Here is a 17,463-nt window from a genome sequence, read left to right as displayed (position 1 = left end):
CAGGTTGCCGCGATTCTAGTGCGCCGCCGAGCCGGACCGCGGGATGCGGGGACGGCAGAGGTCACAGACCCCAGGGGTAGAGCAGCGCGAAGATCATCGCCGAGACGATGAGGAAGGCCGCGACGAAGACCGTGTCGCGCCGGCGCCACGGCACGAGATACCGCTCCGTGCGGTCCGGGTAGGCGCCGAAGGCGCGCGCATCCATCGCCAAGGCCACGCGCTCGGCGTGCCGTATGGCGCCCGCGAGGAGGGGGACGAGGTAGCCCCACCAGCGCGCGATCGCCGCGAACGGTCCCCGCCCGCCGTGTGCGCCGCGCACCCGGTGCGCCTGGCGGATGACGTCGAGCTCGTAGGCGAACCGCGGCACGAACCGGAACGCCGCGAGCGCCGTGTAGCCGATGCGATAAGGCACGCGCAGCTGCTGCACGAAAGAGCGCACGAGGTCGGGGCCGGTCGTGCTGAGGCCGACGACGAGCGACAGCGCCACGATGGCCCCGAGCCGGAGGGCCGTGGCGAAGCCGACCTCGAGCATGCCCCTGTAGAGGGTCCAGCCGCCGACCTCCAGGACGGGGGCGCTCGCGTCGATGCGGGTCGGGTCGGTCCAGAGCGAGAACCCGACGCCGAGGATCAGGATCGCGGCGGGTATGCCGACGAAGAGCGCGAGCGCGAGGCGTCGGGTGAGCCGGACTCCGATGAGGAGGACCGCGTACGCGAGCGCGAGGAAGGCGGCGGGCGTCGCGGCATCCCGGACGAAGACGAGCAGCAGCATCGCGGGGGCCGGAGCCGCGAGTTTGGCGAGCGGGTTGAGACGGTAGAGGAACCGGACCGGCGACGCCGAGGGGGCTTCGGCGTACGGGTCGACGGATGCCTCGGCCGTGGTGCTCATGCCGCACCGCCGGGAAGATCCGCCAGCCGTGCGATGCGCGCGAGCGCGGGATGCCTCGTGAGCCCCTGCAACGCCCGGCGCAGCGGGGGCTGCCCCAGACCCGCTCTCTCGATGAGCGCCTCGTCGGCGAAGACGTCGGACGTTGCGCCGTGGGCGATGATCCGCCCGTCGGCGAGGACCAGGGTGCGGTCGGCGTGCTCGGTCACGAGCTGCATGTCGTGCGTCACGACGATGATCGTGGTGCCGTCGCGGTGAAGGTCGGTCAGGAGGCGGAGGAGCTCGTCGGCGCGCGCCCGGTCCTGCCCGTAGGTCGGCTCGTCGAGCGCGAGCACGGGCGCACCCGCGACGAGCGCCGTTCCGACCGACAGGCGCCGCTTCTGACCGCCCGAGAGGAGGAACGGGTGGATGCGCGCCTTGTCGGCGAGGCCGAAGCGCTCGAGCACATCCTCCGTGCGCGCACGCACCTCGTCCTCCGGCAGATGCTGCAGGCGCAGGCCGTGGGCGAGCTCGTCGAACACGGTGTGCGCGATGAACTGATGCTCCGGGTTCTGGAAGACGAACCCGATGCGCTTCGCGAGCGTCCGCGCATCGGTGTGCGTGACGTCGAGGCGGTGCCCGGAGCCTGTCGACGGATCGCCCACCAGGACGGTTCCCGGGGGCGGCGGCACGACGCCGGCGATCGCCTGGATGAGACTCGTCTTCCCGGCGCCGTTCGCGCCGACGACGGCGATGAACTCCCCGCGCTGCACCTCGAGATCGATGCCGTGCAGCACTCGCGTCCCGCCGCGCGTCAGTGTCAGGTCGCGGACGCTGATCAGTGGCTCGGAGCGGGCGGCGCCCTCCGTCGGGGTAGTGGCGCTCCCTCGCTCGGCGACCGAACGGGCCGCATCATCGTTCGGTGACAGCGCGTCGCGGGACGAGGCATCCCCCAGCAGCCCGGCACCCGGCGCGTCGGCGGCCTCGAGAGCATCGTGCAGCTCGGCGGGGGTCAGCGGAAGCGGGTCGAGCCGATACCCCGCTTCGCGCAGGCGCAGTGCGGCGAGCGTCGAGGTGGGGAGCCACACGCCGATCTCGTGCAGCTCCCGGGCGCGGTGCCGCAGGACGTCGTCGGTCGGGCCGTCGGCGATCATGCGACCGGCGCGATCCAGCACCACGACGCGGTCGACGACCCCGATCGCCGCGTCGAGGTCGTGCTCGACCAGGACGATCGAGCGATCGCCCTCGGCGACGAGATCGGCCAGCGCCGCGTAGACCTCTTCGATGCCCTTCGGGTCGAGGTTCGCCGTCGGCTCGTCGAGCACGACGAGAGGGGATCCCATCGCGAGCGCGCAGGCGATCGCCAGGCGCTGCCGGCCGCCCCCCGAGAGGCGGTCGGGGTTATCCCGTCGCCGATCCCACAGGCCGACGCGGCGCAGCGCGGCCTCGGACCGGGCGAGCACGTCCGCACGCGGCATCCGCAGATTCTCGGGCCCGAACGCGACCTCGTCGAGGACGCTGCCCGTCACGAGCTGCGCATCGGGGTCCTGGAAGACCATGGCGACACGGGTGCTGAGCTCGGCGACCGTCGCCGTGCCGGCGTCGATGCCGTCCACCAGCACCGTGCCGGCGACGTCGGCCGGCACGGCCTGGGGGATCAGACCGTTGAGGGCGAGCGCCAGGGTCGACTTGCCCGAGCCGCTGGGACCGAGGACGAGCACCACCTCGCCGAGGCGGACGTCGAAGCTCACCGCGGCGGGGGTCGCGGCATCCGCCCCCTCATGAGTGATCGCGAGATCCCGCACCGACAGAAGCGGTGTGGATGCCTCCGCCGCGGCGAATGCGGCCGAGGGCGTGGGTCGCTGAGCGGTCACGGGTCTTCCCAGATGGCGAGATGGATGGCCCCCAACTTAGCCTCCCCTTACCTGGTCGGCGAAGCGGGATGCCTCGAAGGCGAGATGGATCTCCCCGCCGGGCGGAGCGGCAGCCGGCGGCCGTGCTCAGCGGCTCGCGCGGCGCGCGACCCCCGCACGCCGGAGCGCGGAGCCGATGCCGAGTCCGACGGCCGTCCAGGCGACAGGGCCGAGCACGGCGAGGGCGAGGTAGACGATCTGCGCCCACAGCGCGAGCGTCGCGAGGTGCGCCGCGAAGGCGACGACGACGGCGACGAGGACGCCGATGACGATCGCCGAGAGGAAGAAGCGCCACGCGCTCCAGACGCGGTAGCGGGTGAGGGCTGCGACGAGCTCCTGGATGCCTCCGAAGAGGATCGCGGTGCCGAGGAACCGGAACGCCCACTGCGGCGCCATCGCGCTCGCGACCAGCGCCGCCACGACGTGGGAGATGAGCGCCACCCAGGGCAGGCGGATGAGCTCCTGCGCGATGATGCCGGGCAGCACGTGGGCGCCCAGCACGAAGCCGTAGAGGATCGGAAGCGTCGCGAGAACGACAGGTGTGAGCCACCCCGCGAGGCCGCCCACCGCACCTGTTGCGACGCCGATGGCCGCGCAGGTGAGCAGGACGCTCGTTGAGAGTCCTTTTCGCGTGGCCATCTGCTCAGAGTACCGGGACGGGCTCATGCGTTTCTCATATTTCCCCGTTGGCTGGATGAGACCTGTGAGTTACGTTTGCTTTCGTTGCGCGCCAACGACGCCGCGCAACTCCCACTTCACTGCTGAACTCTTGGGGAGTCACATCCATGGGTCTATCCTCCGTGCGCGCGGGGGCGGTCGTCACACTCGCCGTCCTGTTCGCAAGCACCGCAACAGCAAGCTTCGCTGCCGCGCCCGCGGGGGAGGTGAAAGCACCGGTTCCGGCCAATGCGGCCAGCGGGCACTACATCGTCCTCCTGAAGGATGCCCCGCTCGCCACGTACGACGGCGGAGTGTCGGGCATCGCGCCGACCAAGCCGGGCAAGGGCAACCAGCTCGACGCCCACTCCGCCAACTCGCAGAAGTACGTCGCGCACCTCAAGAAGGAGCAGGCGGACTTCGCCGCTGACGCGGGCGTGACTCCGGACACGACGTACCAGGTCACACTCAACGGCTTCAGCGCGACTCTCACGGGCGACCAGGTCGCGTCGCTCAGCGTCGACAAGAACGTGCTCGGCGTCTTCCCCGACGAGATCAAGCACCCCACGGCCGCGGTGCCCTCGACCGAGTTCCTCGGACTCGGCAACCGCGACACGGGACTCGGCGGCGTCTGGGACTCGGTCGGTGGAACGGCTGCGGCCGGCAAGGGCGTCGTGGTGGGCGTGGTCGACACGGGCATCGCGCCCGAGAACCCCGCCTTCGCCGGTACGAAGCTCGGGACGAAGGCGGGCGCCGACCCGTACCTCGTCGGTGACACTGTCGTCTTCAAGAAGTCCGACGGCAACCTCTTCCGGTCGCAGCGCGTCGCCGCCGAGCAGTGGAGCAAGCAGGACTACTCGACGAAGCTGATCGGCGCCCAGTACTTCAACGCGGGCGCCAAGGCATCAGGCTTCTCGTTCAAGTCCGACTATGCCTCGCCCCGTGACTTCGAGGGCCACGGCTCGCACACGTCGAGCACCGCGGCCGGCAACTTCGGTACGAAGGCCACCGTCCACGGCATCGACTTCGGCAAGATCTCGGGAGTCGCCCCCGCGGCCAAGGTCGCCATGTACAAGGCGTGCTACGGCGGCCCGGACCCGCTCGAGACGACGGACGACATCTGCGCGGGCAGCGACCTGCTCGCCGCGATCGATGCCGCCGTCGCCGACGGCGTGGACGTCATCAACTACTCGATCGGCGGCGGCTCGGCCTCGACCGTGCTGCAGGCGGAGGACATCTCGTTCTTCAACGCGGCCGCGGCCGGCGTCTTCGTCGCGGTGAGCGCGGGCAACTCCGGCCCGAGCGCCTCGACCGCCGACCACGCTTCGCCGTGGTACACGACGGTCGCGGCATCCACGATCCCCACCTACGAGGGGACCGTGAAGTTCCCCGGCTTCAACCACGCTGGTGCGTCCGTGTCGGTGCCCTTCGGCAAGGAGGTCACGGGACCCTCGGTGTTCGCCGGTGACATCGGCGTCGCAGGCGCCACGACGCCGCAGCTCTGCGTGCCGGGGTCGATCGATCCCGCCAAGGCGACGGGCCACATCGTCGTCTGCGTCCGCGGCGGGAACGCCCGTGTCGAGAAGTCCGACGTCGTCAAGGCGGCCGGCGGCATCGGCATGGTGCTCGTGAACGACCCGGCCGGGGCGAACTCGCTCGACAACGACTTCCACGCCGTCCCGACGGTGCACATGTCGAACGTCTACTACGCGCAGATCGTCGACTACGTCCGAAGCGGCAAGGACCTGCCGATCACGCTCGTCGGTGACAACGTCTCGGGCGAGGTCACCCCGACGCCCCAGATCGCGGGCTTCTCGAGCCGCGGCCCGATGCTCGCCGACGGCAGCGATGTCATCAAGCCGGACGTCTCGGCTCCGGGTGTCGCGATCATCGCGGCGACCGGCAATGCGGCGGGCAAGGCTCCGACGTTCGACTTCATGTCGGGCACGTCGATGTCGTCGCCCCACGTCGCCGGCCTCGGCGCGCTCTACCTCGGCAAGAGCCCGATGGCGTCGCCGTCGGAGGTCAAGTCGGCGCTCATGACGACGGCGTACAACCTCGTCGATGCAAAGGGTGCTCCCGTCACCGATCCGTTCACGCAGGGCGCAGGCCACGTCGACCCCACGAAGTACTTCGACGCCGGCCTGCTGTACCTCAACGGTCCGGCCGACTGGGCTTCGTACCTGGAGGGCGCCCTCGGAGAGGACATCTTCAACGGCATCGGCCCGAGCGACCCGAGCGACCTGAACATCGCCTCGATGGGCGTCGGCTCGCTCGCGGGAACTCAGACGATCACCCGCACCGTCACCGCCACGAAGGCCGGCACCTACACGGCGTCGGTCGACCTTCCCGGTGTCGACGCGGTCGTCTCACCCTCGACGTTCACCATCGCCGCGGGCGGCACGCAGAAGTTCACGGTCACGTTCACGAACAAGACCGCGAAGGTCGAGGCGTGGACGACGGGCTTCCTCACCTGGAAGAGCGCCGACCGCAGCGTCCGCTCGCCGATCGCGGTGTTCCCCGTCACGGCGGACGCTCCGAAGTCGGTGTCGGGCTCGGGAGCGAATGGCAGCGTCAACGTCTCGGTCACCCCGGGCTTCACGGGTCCGCTGCCGCTGAACGTCTTCGGCCTCGCTCCGCAGAACGTGATCATCGACGGCACGGAGACGACCGGAGCCACCACCGACGGCACGACCAACGTGCTCGTCGAGGTCAAGGCCGGAACCGAGCTCGCTCGATTCGCGATCGACTCGTCGGATGACACCGGGTCGGACCTCGACCTGACGGTCTACCACCTGGTGGGCGACCAGAACTCGACGACGTACGACAAGTCGTGGCAGTCGGCTTCCGGCTCCGCCGACGAGGCCGTCGAGATCGCGGCGCCCCCTGCAGGCTGGTACGTCGTGTCGGCGGACGTGTTCTCGTTCACCTCGCCGTTCACGTGGAAGGCCACGAGCGCCCTCGTCTCGGCGGGCGGGCTCGGCTCCCTCACGGCGACGCCCAATCCGCTGAACGCCCAGCAGTCGGTGCCCACCAGCTACGCGCTGTCGTGGTCGGGTCTGGCGGCGGGCAGCTACCTCGGTGTCGTCCGTTACGGCGACTCGCAGGTGCGCACGACGCTCACGGTGACCGTGCCGTAATCGTCGATTCCGCGAAAGGCGCCCGGGCTTCGGCTCGGGCGCCTTTCCATTTCAAGGGGGTGTGCTGCGGCGTCAGAGCCGTCGGCGCCGCTGCGTGAGCCGCACGGCGGGCATCGGCGGTGCCGGGATGCGCTCGTCGCCGTGGTCGACGACGCGGCCGAAGCGGGGGGCGCCCGCCTCCCACGCCTCGCGGGCCTCCACGATCTCCTCGTGCGAGCGGCCCACGAAGTTCCACCACATCACGATGTCGTCCTCGAACGGCTCGCCGCCGAGGAGGAAGAGCGTTGCGCCCTCGGAGGCCTCGATCTCGACCTGGTCTCTCGCCATGCCGAGGTAGAGCAGGTGCCTCCGGTCCAGGGCGACGGATGCCTCGGCATCCCCGCCCGACGCGGCCGCCGCGTCCGTCACCACGGCCGCTTCGCCCTCCACACCGATGAGCGCGTACTCCCACGCGGTGTCGAGCGGGAGGCGGACGCGCGAGCCGGCGGGGATGGTCAGCTCCGCACCGACGATCGGGGTGTAGGCGGTCGCCGGCGAGACGACGCCGCCCAGCGCCCCCATCACGACGATCGCCTCACCCGGCGCGCCGGCGACCGCCTCGAGCGCGAGGTGGGGCAGTTCCTCGTGCCGCTCGAACGCGGGGCCGCCGTGGCGGCGCGACTCGGGCAGGGCGACCCAGAGCTGAAGGGCGTCGAGCGGAACGGCATCCTCTCCGACCGAGTACTCGGAGTGCGAGATGCCGGCGCCGCTCGTCATGAGGTTCAGGGCGCCGCGCCGCACGACGACATCGCTGCCGACCGAGTCGCGGTGGCGGACGTCGCCGACGAAGGGCCATGTGACGGTCTGCAGGCCGATGTGCGGGTGCGGCTCCACGCGCATCTTCGTCTGCTGAGGGCCGAAGCGGTCGAGGAAGCACCACGCGCCCACCGTCGGCAGGTCGCGCTGCGGCAGGGTGCGGTGCACCTCCATCGCGCGGACTCCGCCGAGCGGCACCTCGCGCGATTCGAGGAGCAGGGCCCGGGGGCCGCACGCACCGGAGGCCTGTGCGAGTTCGGGAGCGTCGGCGTCGAGGCGGGTCATGGCTGCGCGCTCATTCCGGCTGCGGGTGCTCGGGCCACTCGATCGTGAGCCCCGGCACGTCGTGCGACCGCAGATAGCGCGAGACCACCGGGCAGTGCGGCACGACCGTCTCGCCGCGGGCCGCGACATCCGTCATCGCCTCCTCGATCACCTTCTGGGCGAGACCCCGTCCCTGGAAGGAGGGGTCGACCTCGGTGTGCGGGAAGTGCAGGCGCCCCTGGGGGTCGATGCGGAACATCGTGAAGCCGGCGACGACATCGCCGACACGCACCTCGTAGCGGCGGGCGCTGTCGTTGCGCACGACGCTGACGTCGTCTTTCGTATCGGTCACTCGGGTGTCCTTTCGTCGTCTCCCAACGTAGGCGCGCACGCCGTGATTCCGCCACGGACGGCCCTGGTGGATGCCCCGGCACGGGTCTACCGTCGGCCTCGTGTGCCGGTGAAGTTCACGGCGGCGCAGACGGCGCTCGTGAACTCCTTCATCGCGGGCGTGAACGCGGCGATCGCGGCGGGAGTCCAGGGCTACCGCCAGCAGTCCGGTGACACCGGCGTCGAGTTCGTCGACGTCTCGGCCGGCTTCGACGGCCACGGGCTGTGCGACACGGGCGACCGCTGGATCAGCGGCCTGGTGTCGGGCAAGACGACCTCCGACCGCGGCCTTCACCCGAACGCGGCGGGCCAGCAGGCCTGGGCCGCGATCATCGGGGCCGCTCTCATGCCGTAGCCGAGGCATCCATATCGTCTGCCAGGGTCGGGGACGTCGCCCCGCCCTGGCAGACTCGGGTGGTGACGCTTGATCTGCTCGACGCCGTGCCCGGGGGTGCGGACGCCGATGCGGCGTACGAGGGCTTCGTCGAATGGGCCGCCGACCGCGGCTTCACGCTGTACCCCGCGCAGGACGAGGCGGTCATCGAGATCGTCTCGGGCGCCCACGTGATCCTGTCGACGCCGACCGGCACGGGCAAGTCGCTCGTCGCGATCGCGGCGCACGCCCACGCGCTGTCGATGGGCGGCCGCACCTACTACACGGCCCCGATCAAGGCGCTCGTGAGCGAGAAGTTCTTCGCGCTCGCCGACATCTTCGGCGCCGCGAACGTCGGCATGGTCACCGGCGACTCTTCGGTCAACCCCGACGCACCCATCGTCTGCTGCACGGCGGAGATCCTGGCGAACCTCGCGCTCCGTCAGGGATCGGATGCCGCGGTCGACCAGGTCGTGATGGACGAGTTCCACTACTACGGCGACCCGGACCGCGGCTGGGCATGGCAGGTGCCGCTCCTGCTGCTGCCGCGTGCCCAGTTCATCCTCATGTCGGCGACGCTCGGCGACGTCACGACGATCGCGGAGGACCTCGAGCGTCGCACCGGCCGCCCCGTCGCACGCATCACGGGCGTCGAGCGGCCCGTGCCGCTGCACTTCTCCTACTCGCGCACACCCGTGCACGAGACGGTCGAAGACCTGCTCCAGACGGGTCAGGCGCCGGTGTACATCGTGCACTTCTCGCAGGCGGCTGCGATGGAGCGGGCTCAGGCGCTGTCGAGCACGCGGATCGCGAGCCGCGAGCAGCGCGACGCCATCGCCGAGGCGATCGGCGGGTTCCGCTTCACGACGGCCTTCGGCCGCACCCTCTCGCGCTATGTCCGCGCCGGAATCGGCGTGCACCACGCGGGCATGCTCCCGCGCTACCGGCGACTCGTCGAGACGCTCGCGCAGCGCGGGCTGCTGCGGGTCATCTGCGGCACCGACACGCTCGGCGTCGGCATCAACGTTCCCATCCGCACGGTCCTCGTGACGGCTCTTGCCAAGTACGACGGACAGCGGATGCGGCAGCTCACCGCCCGCGAGTTCCACCAGGTGGCGGGGCGTGCGGGCCGCGCCGGCTACGACACCGCCGGAACGGTCGTCGTCATGGCTCCCGAGCACGAGATCGAGAACGCGGCGGCCGTCGCCAAGGCGGGCGACGATCCCAAGAAGCTCAAGAAGGTCGTCCGCAAGAAGGCGCCGCAGGGTTTCGTCAACTGGGGCGAGGCATCCTTCGAGCGACTCGTCGCGGCTGAGCCCGAGCCGCTGGTCCCCCAGTTGCAGCTGACGGCGGCGATGCTCATCAACGTCATCGCGCGAGGGGGAGACGTCTTCGCGAACGTCCGCTCGCTCGTGCGCGACAACCACGAGCCGCGCGCCCGGCAGTTCGAGCTGGCCCGTCGCGCGCTCGCGATCTTCCGCACGCTGCTCGCCGCCGACGTCGTGGAGATCGATCGGTTGACCGGCGGCATCCGTCTCACCGTCGACCTGCAGCCCAACTTCGCCCTCAACCAGCCGCTCTCGCCGTTCGCGCTCGCCGCGATCGGCCTCCTCGATCCCGACGAAGCTCCGCCCGAGGGGGCCGCGCCCCAGACCGCCGGCATGCTGGCGCGCCCCGGAGGCGCCGGGACCGGCCATTACGCCCTCGACGTCGTGAGCGTCATCGAGGCGACGCTCGACGATCCGCGGCCGGTGCTGTCGCAGCAGCAGTTCCTCGCGCGAGGTGAGGCGGTGGCCGCCATGAAGCGCGAAGGACTCGACTACGAAGAGCGCATGGAGGCCCTCGAGGAGGTCACCTACCCGAAGCCGCTCGACGAGCTGCTCGCGCAGGCCTTCGAGGTGTTCGCCACAAGTCAGCCCTGGGTGCGCGACTTCGAGCTCTCGCCCAAATCGGTCGTGCGCGACATGTTCGAGCGGGCGCTGTCGTTCGCCGAGTTCATCTCGACGTATCAGCTCGCCCGCAGCGAGGGCCTCGTGCTCCGCTACCTCAGCGACGCCTACCGGGCGATCCGGCAGACCGTGCCCTCCGAGGCCCAGACGGAGTCGCTGCGCGACCTCGTCGCGTGGCTCGGCGAAGTCGTCCGTCAGGTCGATTCGAGCCTGGTCGACGAGTGGGAAGCGCTCATCAATCCGGTCGCGGCGAGCGATGAGCCGGTCGTTCCGCCCGCCCCGCCCTCGGTGCTGACCAACCGCCGCGCATTCATCGTGCTCGTGCGGAACGAGCTCTTCCGTCGTGTGCAGCTCGCGGCGCTGCAGAAGGACGAGGAGCTCGAGGCGCTCGACCCCGACGTCGACTGGCCGGCGGCGCTGGACTCCTACTACGACGAGCACGACGAGCTGCTGACGGGCGGGGCGGCACGCTCGCCGCGACTCGTCGAGATCGATGAGACGCCGGCCGCGGCATCCCGAATCTGGCGTGTCGAGCAGATCCTCGACGACCCGGCGGGCGACCACGACTGGCGCATCCGCGGAGAGGTCGACCTCGACGCCTCCGAAGAGGCCGGCACGGCCGTCGTGCGGATCACCGAGGTCGTACGGCTGTGACCCCGCTCCTCCCCAGAGTCAGCGGGGGAATCGTCTGTCGGCGACGGATGCCTCGGCTGCCGTGGTGTCCGCACTCGCGGTTATCGTGAACAGGTGACTCCCGAACCCGGCTCCTCCTCGTCGTGGGGCGCCGATCCGTACGCCGATCTGGCGTGGAGCCCCGACGACCTCGTGCCGCCCGACGACTTCGAGGCGCCGCCCGACGAGTCCTGGGGGTCCGGCTCGGGCTCGCCGACTCCCGCCCGCGTCGCGCCGCGGGAGCGCGATCTCACGGGAGCCGACCCGCGCGCGATCCTCCACGAGGTCTACGGGTACGACGAGTTCCGCGGCGATCAGGGCGCGATCGTGCAGCACGTCATCGCGGGCGGCGACGCCGTGGTGCTCATGCCGACCGGCGGCGGCAAGAGCGTCACCTATCAGGTGCCCGCGCTCGCCCGGCCCGGCACGGGACTCGTCATCAGCCCGCTCATCGCGCTCATGCACGACCAGGTCGACGCGCTGGTCGCCAACGGCGTCCGCGCGGCTTTCCTCAACTCGACGCAGGGCCCGGCCGAGCGGCAGGCCGTAGAGCAGGCGTACCTCGCGGGCGAGCTCGATCTGCTCTACGTGGCGCCGGAGCGCCTTTCGGGAGCTGCGACGACGTCGCTCCTCCAGCGCGGACGGCTCAGCGTCATCGCGATCGACGAGGCGCACTGCGTGTCCCAGTGGGGGCACGACTTCCGGCCCGATTACCTCGCGCTGGGCGACCTGGCCGAGCGCTTTCCCGGCGTCCCGCGCATGGCCCTCACCGCCACCGCGACGCGCGAGACCCACCGCGAGCTGACCCAGCGTCTGAATCTCCCCGATGCGAAGCACTTCGTCGCGAGCTTCGACCGGCCCAACATCCAGTACCGCATCGAGCCCAAGAACGAGCCCCGCAAGCAGCTCGTCGCGTTCATCCGCGCGTTGCGCGAGGCGATTCCCGACGAGGGCACGGCGGGCATCGTCTACGCCTTGAGCCGAAAGTCCGTCGAGCAGACGGCCGAATACCTGCAGTCGCAGGGCATTGAGGCGCTGCCGTATCACGCGGGGCTCGACTCGGCGGTGCGCGCGCACCATCAGTCGCGATTCCTGCGCGAAGACGACATCGTCATGGTCGCGACCATTGCCTTCGGCATGGGCATCGACAAGCCCGATGTGCGCTTCGTGGCCCACATCGATCTGCCGAAGTCCGTCGAGGGCTATTACCAGGAGACCGGACGCGCCGGCCGCGACGGTGAGCCGGCCGTCGCCTGGATGGCGTACGGTCTCGGCGACGTCGTGCAGCAGCGGCGGCTCATCGACCAGAGCCCGGGCGACCGCACCTTCAAGATGCGCCTCGGTCAGCACCTCGACGCCATGCTCGCGCTCTGCGAGACGGTCTCCTGTCGCCGCCAGAACCTGCTGGGCTACTTCGGCCAGGAGTCCGAGCCGTGTGGCAACTGCGACACGTGCTTGCAGCCGCCCGAGACGTGGGACGGCACGGTCGCCGCGCAGAAGCTCATGTCGACGATCGTGCGGCTGCAGCGCGAGCGTGGGCAGTCGTTCGGCGCCGGTCAGCACATCGACATCCTGCGCGGCAACACGACCGACCGCGTGCGGCAGCAGCGACACGACGACCTTGCGACGTTCGGCATCGGCGCCGACCTGTCCGAGCAGGACTGGCGCGGCGTCGTGCGGCAGCTCCTCGCGCAGCGACTGCTCGTCTCGCAGGGCGAGTACGGCACGCTCGGGCTCGGCGAGGCCGCCAGCGAGGTGTTGCGGGGTGAGCGGCAGGTGCCGCTGCGCCGCGACGTGCTCGGCCGGCGCGGCGGGTCTTCGGGCGTGCGCCGTTCCACCGTCACCGAGACGATCGAGCCGGAAGACCGGGGTCTGTTCGAGGCGCTGCGCGCGTGGCGGGCCGAGACGGCTCGCGCGCAGGGCGTGCCCGCCTACGTCGTCTTCAACGACGCGACGCTGCGGGCGATCGCGGCGGCCCGCCCCGGCTCGCAGGGCGACCTCGAGGGCATCTCGGGCATCGGCTCGAAGAAGCGCGAGACCTACGGCGAGGCCGTCCTCGCGGTCGTCGCCGCCGCCTGACCGGTCCCTGGACGGGGGCCGGGGTTGCTCGCGGGCTCGGCGCGTTTCGTCTCGTCGCTGCGCTCCTCGCTCAACGACCGGAGGGAACGGCGCGCTCCTCGCTCAACGACCGGCGGCAACGCCGCGCTCCTCGCTCAACGACCGGGCGGCAAGGCCGCGCCGCGGCATCCGTCGCCCGTAGGCTGGCGGCAGCGTCGAGGAAGACGGATGGAGGACCCGTGGGTCTCAGCAACATCGAGATCGCCCAGGCCGCAGAGATGCTGCCGATCGTGCAGGTCGCCGAGAGGCTCGGCATTCCCGAGGAGAGTCTCGAGCCCTACGGCCGGCACAAGGCGAAGGTCTCGCTCAGCTATGTCGACTCGCTGAAGGACCGTCCCCGCGGCAAGCTCGTGCTCGTCACAGCCGTCTCGCCGACACCCGCGGGCGAGGGCAAGACCACGACCACGGTGGGCCTCGGCGATGCGCTCACGCGGATCGGCGAGCGGGCGATGGTGTGCCTGCGCGAGCCCGCGCTCGGGCCGGTGTTCGGCATGAAGGGCGGAGCAGCCGGTGGCGGCTACGCCCAGATCGTGCCGATGGAGGACATCAACCTCCACTTCACAGGCGACTTCTCGGCGATCGCTGTCGCCACCAACCTCCTGGCAGCGCTGATCGACAACCACGTGCACCACGGCAATGCGCTCGGAATCGATGTGCGCCGCATCACGTGGCGTCGCGTCCTCGACGTCAACGACCGCGCGCTCCGGGACGTCGTCGTCGGTCTGGGCGGCCCCGGCAACGGCTATCCCCGCGAGTCCGGATTCGACATCGTCGTCGCGAGCGAGGTCATGGCCGTGTTCTGCCTCGCGACCGGCATCGCCGACCTCAATGAGCGCCTGGGCGACATCGTCATCGGCTACACACACGACCGCAGGCCCGTCACGGCCCGCGATCTCGAGGCCCACGGCGCGATGACGGCGATCCTGCGGGACGCCCTCGCGCCCAACCTCGTGCAGACGCTCGAGCACACGCCGGCGTTCGTGCACGGGGGACCGTTCGCCAACATCGCGCACGGCTGCAATTCGGCGATCGCGACGCAGGCCGCGCTCCACCTCGCCGACTACGTCGTGACCGAGGCCGGATTCGGGGCCGACCTCGGGGCCGAGAAGTTCGTCGACATCCTGTGCCGCTCGACCGGGCTCCGTCCCGCGGTGGCCGTCATCGTCGCCACCGTGCGGGCGATGAAATACCACGGCGGCGTCGACGTCGCCGACCTGCCGATCGAGGATGTCGAGGCGCTCGAGCGCGGCACGGTCAATATCGTCCGGCACCTCACGACGGTGCGCGAGACGTGGGGCCTCCCCGCCGTCGTTGCGATCAACCATCGGGCGGAGGACACGGATGCCGAGGTCTCGGCCCTCGTCGCCGCAGTCGAGCGGGCTGGGGCCAGGGCTGTCGTCGCGCGCCACTTCGCCGAGGGTGGGGCAGGCGCCGAGGAGCTCGCCCGCGAGGTCGTCCGTCTCTGCGCCGAGCCCGGCGAGCTGTGCTTCACGTACCGCGACGAGGCGACCCTTTGGGAGAAAATGCGCTCGATCGCGGTGCGCGTGTACGGGGCATCCGACATCACGGCGTCGACCGCCGTCCGCGCTCAGATTCGGCGGCTGCAGGAAGAGGGCTACGGCGGCTATCCGGTGTGCGTCGCAAAGACCCAGTACTCCTTCTCGACCGATCCGAAGCTTCGCGGTGCCCCATCGGGCCACGTCGTCGACATCCGCGAAGTCCGACTGGCGGCCGGCGCGAGGTTCGTCGTCATGATCTGCGGGGACATCATGACGATGCCCGGCCTGCCGGCCGCTCCGGCCGCGAACACGATCGACGTGGACGACGGGGGCCGCATCGTCGGCCTCTTCTGACGCTCCCGGCGAGCGGTTCACGACGACCGCGTGCCGACAATGGAACACCGGACACGGTTCTCCGGTTGAATCGTCGTATGACCCTCTCCGACATCCCGTTCCAGACGATGGAGGGCGAGACGCAGACGCTCGCCGACGACTACGACGGCAAGCTCGTCATGATCGTCAACGTCGCATCGCGCTGCGGGCTCGCGCCGCAGTACGAGACCCTCGAGCGCTTGCAGCGCGAGTACGGCGACCGCGGCTTCCAGGTTCTCGGTTTTCCGAGCAACCAGTTCCTGCAGGAGCTCGGCAGCAACGACGCCATCAAGGAGTACTGCTCGACGACGTACGGCATCTCGTTCCCCGTGCTCGATCGCGTGCGCGTCAACGGACGCCGTGAGCATCCTCTCTATACAGAGCTCAAGAAGGCTCCGGATGCCTCGGGCAAGGCCGGCCGCGTCACGTGGAACTTCGAGAAGTTCCTCGTCACCCCCGACGGCGAGGTGCTGCGGTTCCGTCCGCACACCGAGCCCGACGACCCGGCCGTGATCGAGGCGCTCGAGGCGCATCTGCCGGGCTGAGCGCGAGCTGCCGAGTCAGCCGGGGACGGGCGGATAGGTCCGCACGGACGTGACGCGGAAGCGGTGCGGCAAGGCCGCGGCATCCCGGGTCCCGTCCTGAGGTGGGAACTCGTAGACGTCGAGCATGAGCTGCACGGGATAGTCGAGCGTCTGGTTCACCGTCTTGACCCAGCGGTGGTCGATGAAGAAGCGCAGGCGCTCGGGCGTCCACTCCACGGCGTAGTCGTGCGGCTCGGTGAGGTCGCCCTCGACGCGGATCTTCTCGAAGTCCTCGCGCAGACGCGGGTCGTTCTGCGGCTTCACACCGACCCCCACCCAGCCTCCCGTGTCGTCGAGCTCCGACCCGAAGATCTCGGCGATGCAGATCTCACCGCAGTCGTCCGGATCCTCCTCGAAGCCGATCGGCCACAGGGCGACCATCGCCGCCGGGTGGCGGATCGCGGCGAACCGCGCCTCGATCACCCCGAACTGCGGGAGCCACAGCCGGCGCTCGGGCTGCGCCTCACGAACGGTGAGCCCGCCGCGGAACCGGTGCTGCCCCACGCCGGACCCGGCCGGTCCCGCGAACTGGCCCGTCTGCACGTGCGAGACACGCAGCTCGCCGTCCAGCTCGGGCGCCCACGGCGGCGTGTCGGCGTCGATCCTCAGCTCGAGCCCTGGAGCGCCCACGGTGTAGCGCGCCGCGGCGCGCTCCCGCGACGACCAGTGCGGAGTGTAGAACGGCCACCAGAGCGTCTCGTCGAGCACCCCCTCATCGAAGTGCTCCTCGATGTCGGGGGCGCGGCCGGTGAGGTCGAGCGGCGACATGTCGAGCACCCAGACGTTGAAGGTCAGCTCGCCGTCGCGCCACGGCTGCGTCGCCGATCCGCGGTGCTCGAAGCCCGCTCGCCGGCACAGCGCGTTCGACGGCGCGTTGTCCACGCCCGGATAGGCGACGAGCAGCATCCGGTCGCGGGCATCTCGGACTCCCCGGATGACGAGGCGCAGCGCCGCGCCGGCGACGCCTCTGCCCTGGAACTCGGGCAGGACGCTCCATCCGGTCTCGTAAGCGGGCGCTCGGTCGTGCTCGACCGGCCACCAGCCGATCCCGCCGGCAGGCTCCCCGTCGACCTCGATGCGGAACATGCGCGCAGTTCCCGCCTGCCAGGAGAGCAGGTAGCGCTCGTGCCGGGCGGCGAGCTCGTCGGGGGTCTCGGGCCGGCCGAGGTGGACGGTCATCTCGGGGGCGTTGAGGTGCTCGAGGAGCGGCAGGTCGCCCGCGGCCCACGGCTCGATGGTCACTGTCATCCGCGACCGCCCGGCTCGATGATCCAGACGTCGACTTCGATATCGCCGTCGTCGGAGGGGAACACGCCGCGTCCTCGGAGCTCGAAACCGACACGACGGCACAGGGCGCTCGAGGCCGCGTTGCCGATGTCGGAGTAGCCGACGACCGGACGCCCCATTGCCGCGAGCGCCAGATCCACTACGCGCCCGAGCGCTTCGGTCGCGACCCCTCGCCCCTGCCACGCCGGCTCGACGGCGCAGCCGATCTCGCACACCGGCGCACCCTCATGCTCCTCGGTCCACCACCCGGCGTAGCCGACTGCGTCGCCCCCGACCTCGACGCGGAACATCCCGCCCTCCCCGGATTCCGCGAACGCCAGGTACTCGGCGTGCCGCTGGGCGAGCTCGTCGGCGGATTCCGGGCCGCCGAGGAAGAGCGTCATGGCCGGGGTGTTCGCGCGTTCGAGCACCGCGAGGTCGGCATCGGTCCACGGCACGAGCGTCACGGTTCGGGATGCCTCGACCTCGGCTGTCACGCGGCGAGTCTAGGCGCGGCATCCGTCGCCCGTCACTCCCCGGCCGCCGTTGCGAACCGGCGGCTGTCGGGACCGCACAACGCGGAGGGAACACGTCCCGCGACCGTTTTGT

Annotated in this window: 13 protein-coding genes; 6 read left to right on the top strand and 7 right to left on the bottom strand. The window is 70.6% G+C overall.

The genetic code is table 11. The annotated features are described in order from the left end of the window. Positions 1-61: 61 nt before the first annotated feature. The 3 genes from G5T42_RS04485 to G5T42_RS04475 form a co-directional block, all read right to left on the bottom strand. Complete coding sequence (locus G5T42_RS04485; RefSeq protein ID WP_165126040.1) at positions 62-886, bottom strand: energy-coupling factor transporter transmembrane component T; 825 nt, start codon at positions 884-886, stop codon at positions 62-64. Beyond that, the gene (locus G5T42_RS04480; protein WP_165126037.1) at positions 883-2,736 is read right to left on the bottom strand and encodes an ABC transporter ATP-binding protein; all 1,854 of its coding nucleotides are present in this window, start codon (positions 2,734-2,736) and stop codon (positions 883-885) included. The genes G5T42_RS04485 and G5T42_RS04480 overlap by 4 nt, the downstream gene beginning before the upstream one ends. Before the next feature lie 126 nt (positions 2,737-2,862). Further along, positions 2,863-3,414, bottom strand: coding sequence for an ECF transporter S component (locus tag G5T42_RS04475; protein ID WP_165126034.1), 552 nt, complete (start codon positions 3,412-3,414; stop codon positions 2,863-2,865). Between the two features lie 146 nt (positions 3,415-3,560). Here G5T42_RS04475 and G5T42_RS04470 point away from each other — a divergent pair, with 146 nt between their 5' ends. Next, positions 3,561-6,572 carry a S8 family serine peptidase gene (locus G5T42_RS04470; RefSeq protein WP_165126031.1) on the top strand — a complete coding sequence of 1,004 codons (3,012 nt, stop codon included), beginning with the start codon at positions 3,561-3,563 and terminating at the stop codon, positions 6,570-6,572. 72 nt (positions 6,573-6,644) lie between these two features. On the opposite strand, the gene G5T42_RS04465 is transcribed toward G5T42_RS04470, so the two are convergent. Then, the gene (locus tag G5T42_RS04465) at positions 6,645-7,652 is read right to left on the bottom strand and encodes a pirin family protein (protein WP_165126028.1); all 1,008 of its coding nucleotides are present in this window, start codon (positions 7,650-7,652) and stop codon (positions 6,645-6,647) included. A gap of 10 nt (positions 7,653-7,662) precedes the next feature. Beyond that, the gene (locus tag G5T42_RS17565; protein WP_241245959.1) at positions 7,663-7,983 is read right to left on the bottom strand and encodes a GNAT family N-acetyltransferase; all 321 of its coding nucleotides are present in this window, start codon (positions 7,981-7,983) and stop codon (positions 7,663-7,665) included. Between the two features lie 42 nt (positions 7,984-8,025). Between G5T42_RS17565 and G5T42_RS17560 the strand changes: the two genes are divergently transcribed. From G5T42_RS17560 to G5T42_RS04440, 5 genes are all read left to right on the top strand, one after another. Then, positions 8,026-8,376 (top strand): hypothetical protein, encoded by a 351-nt coding sequence (locus G5T42_RS17560; protein WP_241245958.1) that lies wholly within the window; start codon positions 8,026-8,028, stop codon positions 8,374-8,376. Between the two features lie 62 nt (positions 8,377-8,438). Next, positions 8,439-10,997 carry a DEAD/DEAH box helicase gene (locus G5T42_RS04455; protein ID WP_165126022.1) on the top strand — a complete coding sequence of 853 codons (2,559 nt, stop codon included), beginning with the start codon at positions 8,439-8,441 and terminating at the stop codon, positions 10,995-10,997. A gap of 93 nt (positions 10,998-11,090) precedes the next feature. Further along, positions 11,091-13,094, top strand: a complete 2,004-nt coding sequence (gene recQ, locus G5T42_RS04450) for a DNA helicase RecQ (RefSeq protein WP_165126019.1) — start codon at positions 11,091-11,093, stop codon at positions 13,092-13,094. Positions 13,095-13,312: 218 nt separating this feature from the next. Beyond that, on the top strand, positions 13,313-14,986 hold the full coding sequence (locus G5T42_RS04445; protein ID WP_165126016.1) for a formate--tetrahydrofolate ligase: 1,674 nt from the start codon (positions 13,313-13,315) through the stop codon (positions 14,984-14,986). A gap of 77 nt (positions 14,987-15,063) precedes the next feature. Continuing rightward, the gene (locus G5T42_RS04440) at positions 15,064-15,549 is read left to right on the top strand and encodes a glutathione peroxidase (protein ID WP_165126013.1); all 486 of its coding nucleotides are present in this window, start codon (positions 15,064-15,066) and stop codon (positions 15,547-15,549) included. 15 nt (positions 15,550-15,564) lie between these two features. Here the strand turns inward: G5T42_RS04440 and G5T42_RS04435 are convergent, their stop codons facing one another. Beyond that, positions 15,565-16,830 (bottom strand): GNAT family N-acetyltransferase, encoded by a 1,266-nt coding sequence (locus G5T42_RS04435; RefSeq protein WP_165126010.1) that lies wholly within the window; start codon positions 16,828-16,830, stop codon positions 15,565-15,567. Between the two features lie 2 nt (positions 16,831-16,832). After that, positions 16,833-17,351, bottom strand: a complete 519-nt coding sequence (locus G5T42_RS04430; RefSeq protein ID WP_165126007.1) for a GNAT family N-acetyltransferase — start codon at positions 17,349-17,351, stop codon at positions 16,833-16,835. Positions 17,352-17,463 lie beyond the last annotated feature (112 nt).

Origin of the sequence: Microbacterium sp. 4R-513 (assembly GCF_011046485.1) — a bacterium.
Taxonomy (GTDB): Bacteria; Actinomycetota; Actinomycetes; order Actinomycetales; family Microbacteriaceae; genus Microbacterium.
Note: the sequence above shows the minus strand (reverse complement) of the source record. Positions and strands in the feature narration are given on the sequence as shown.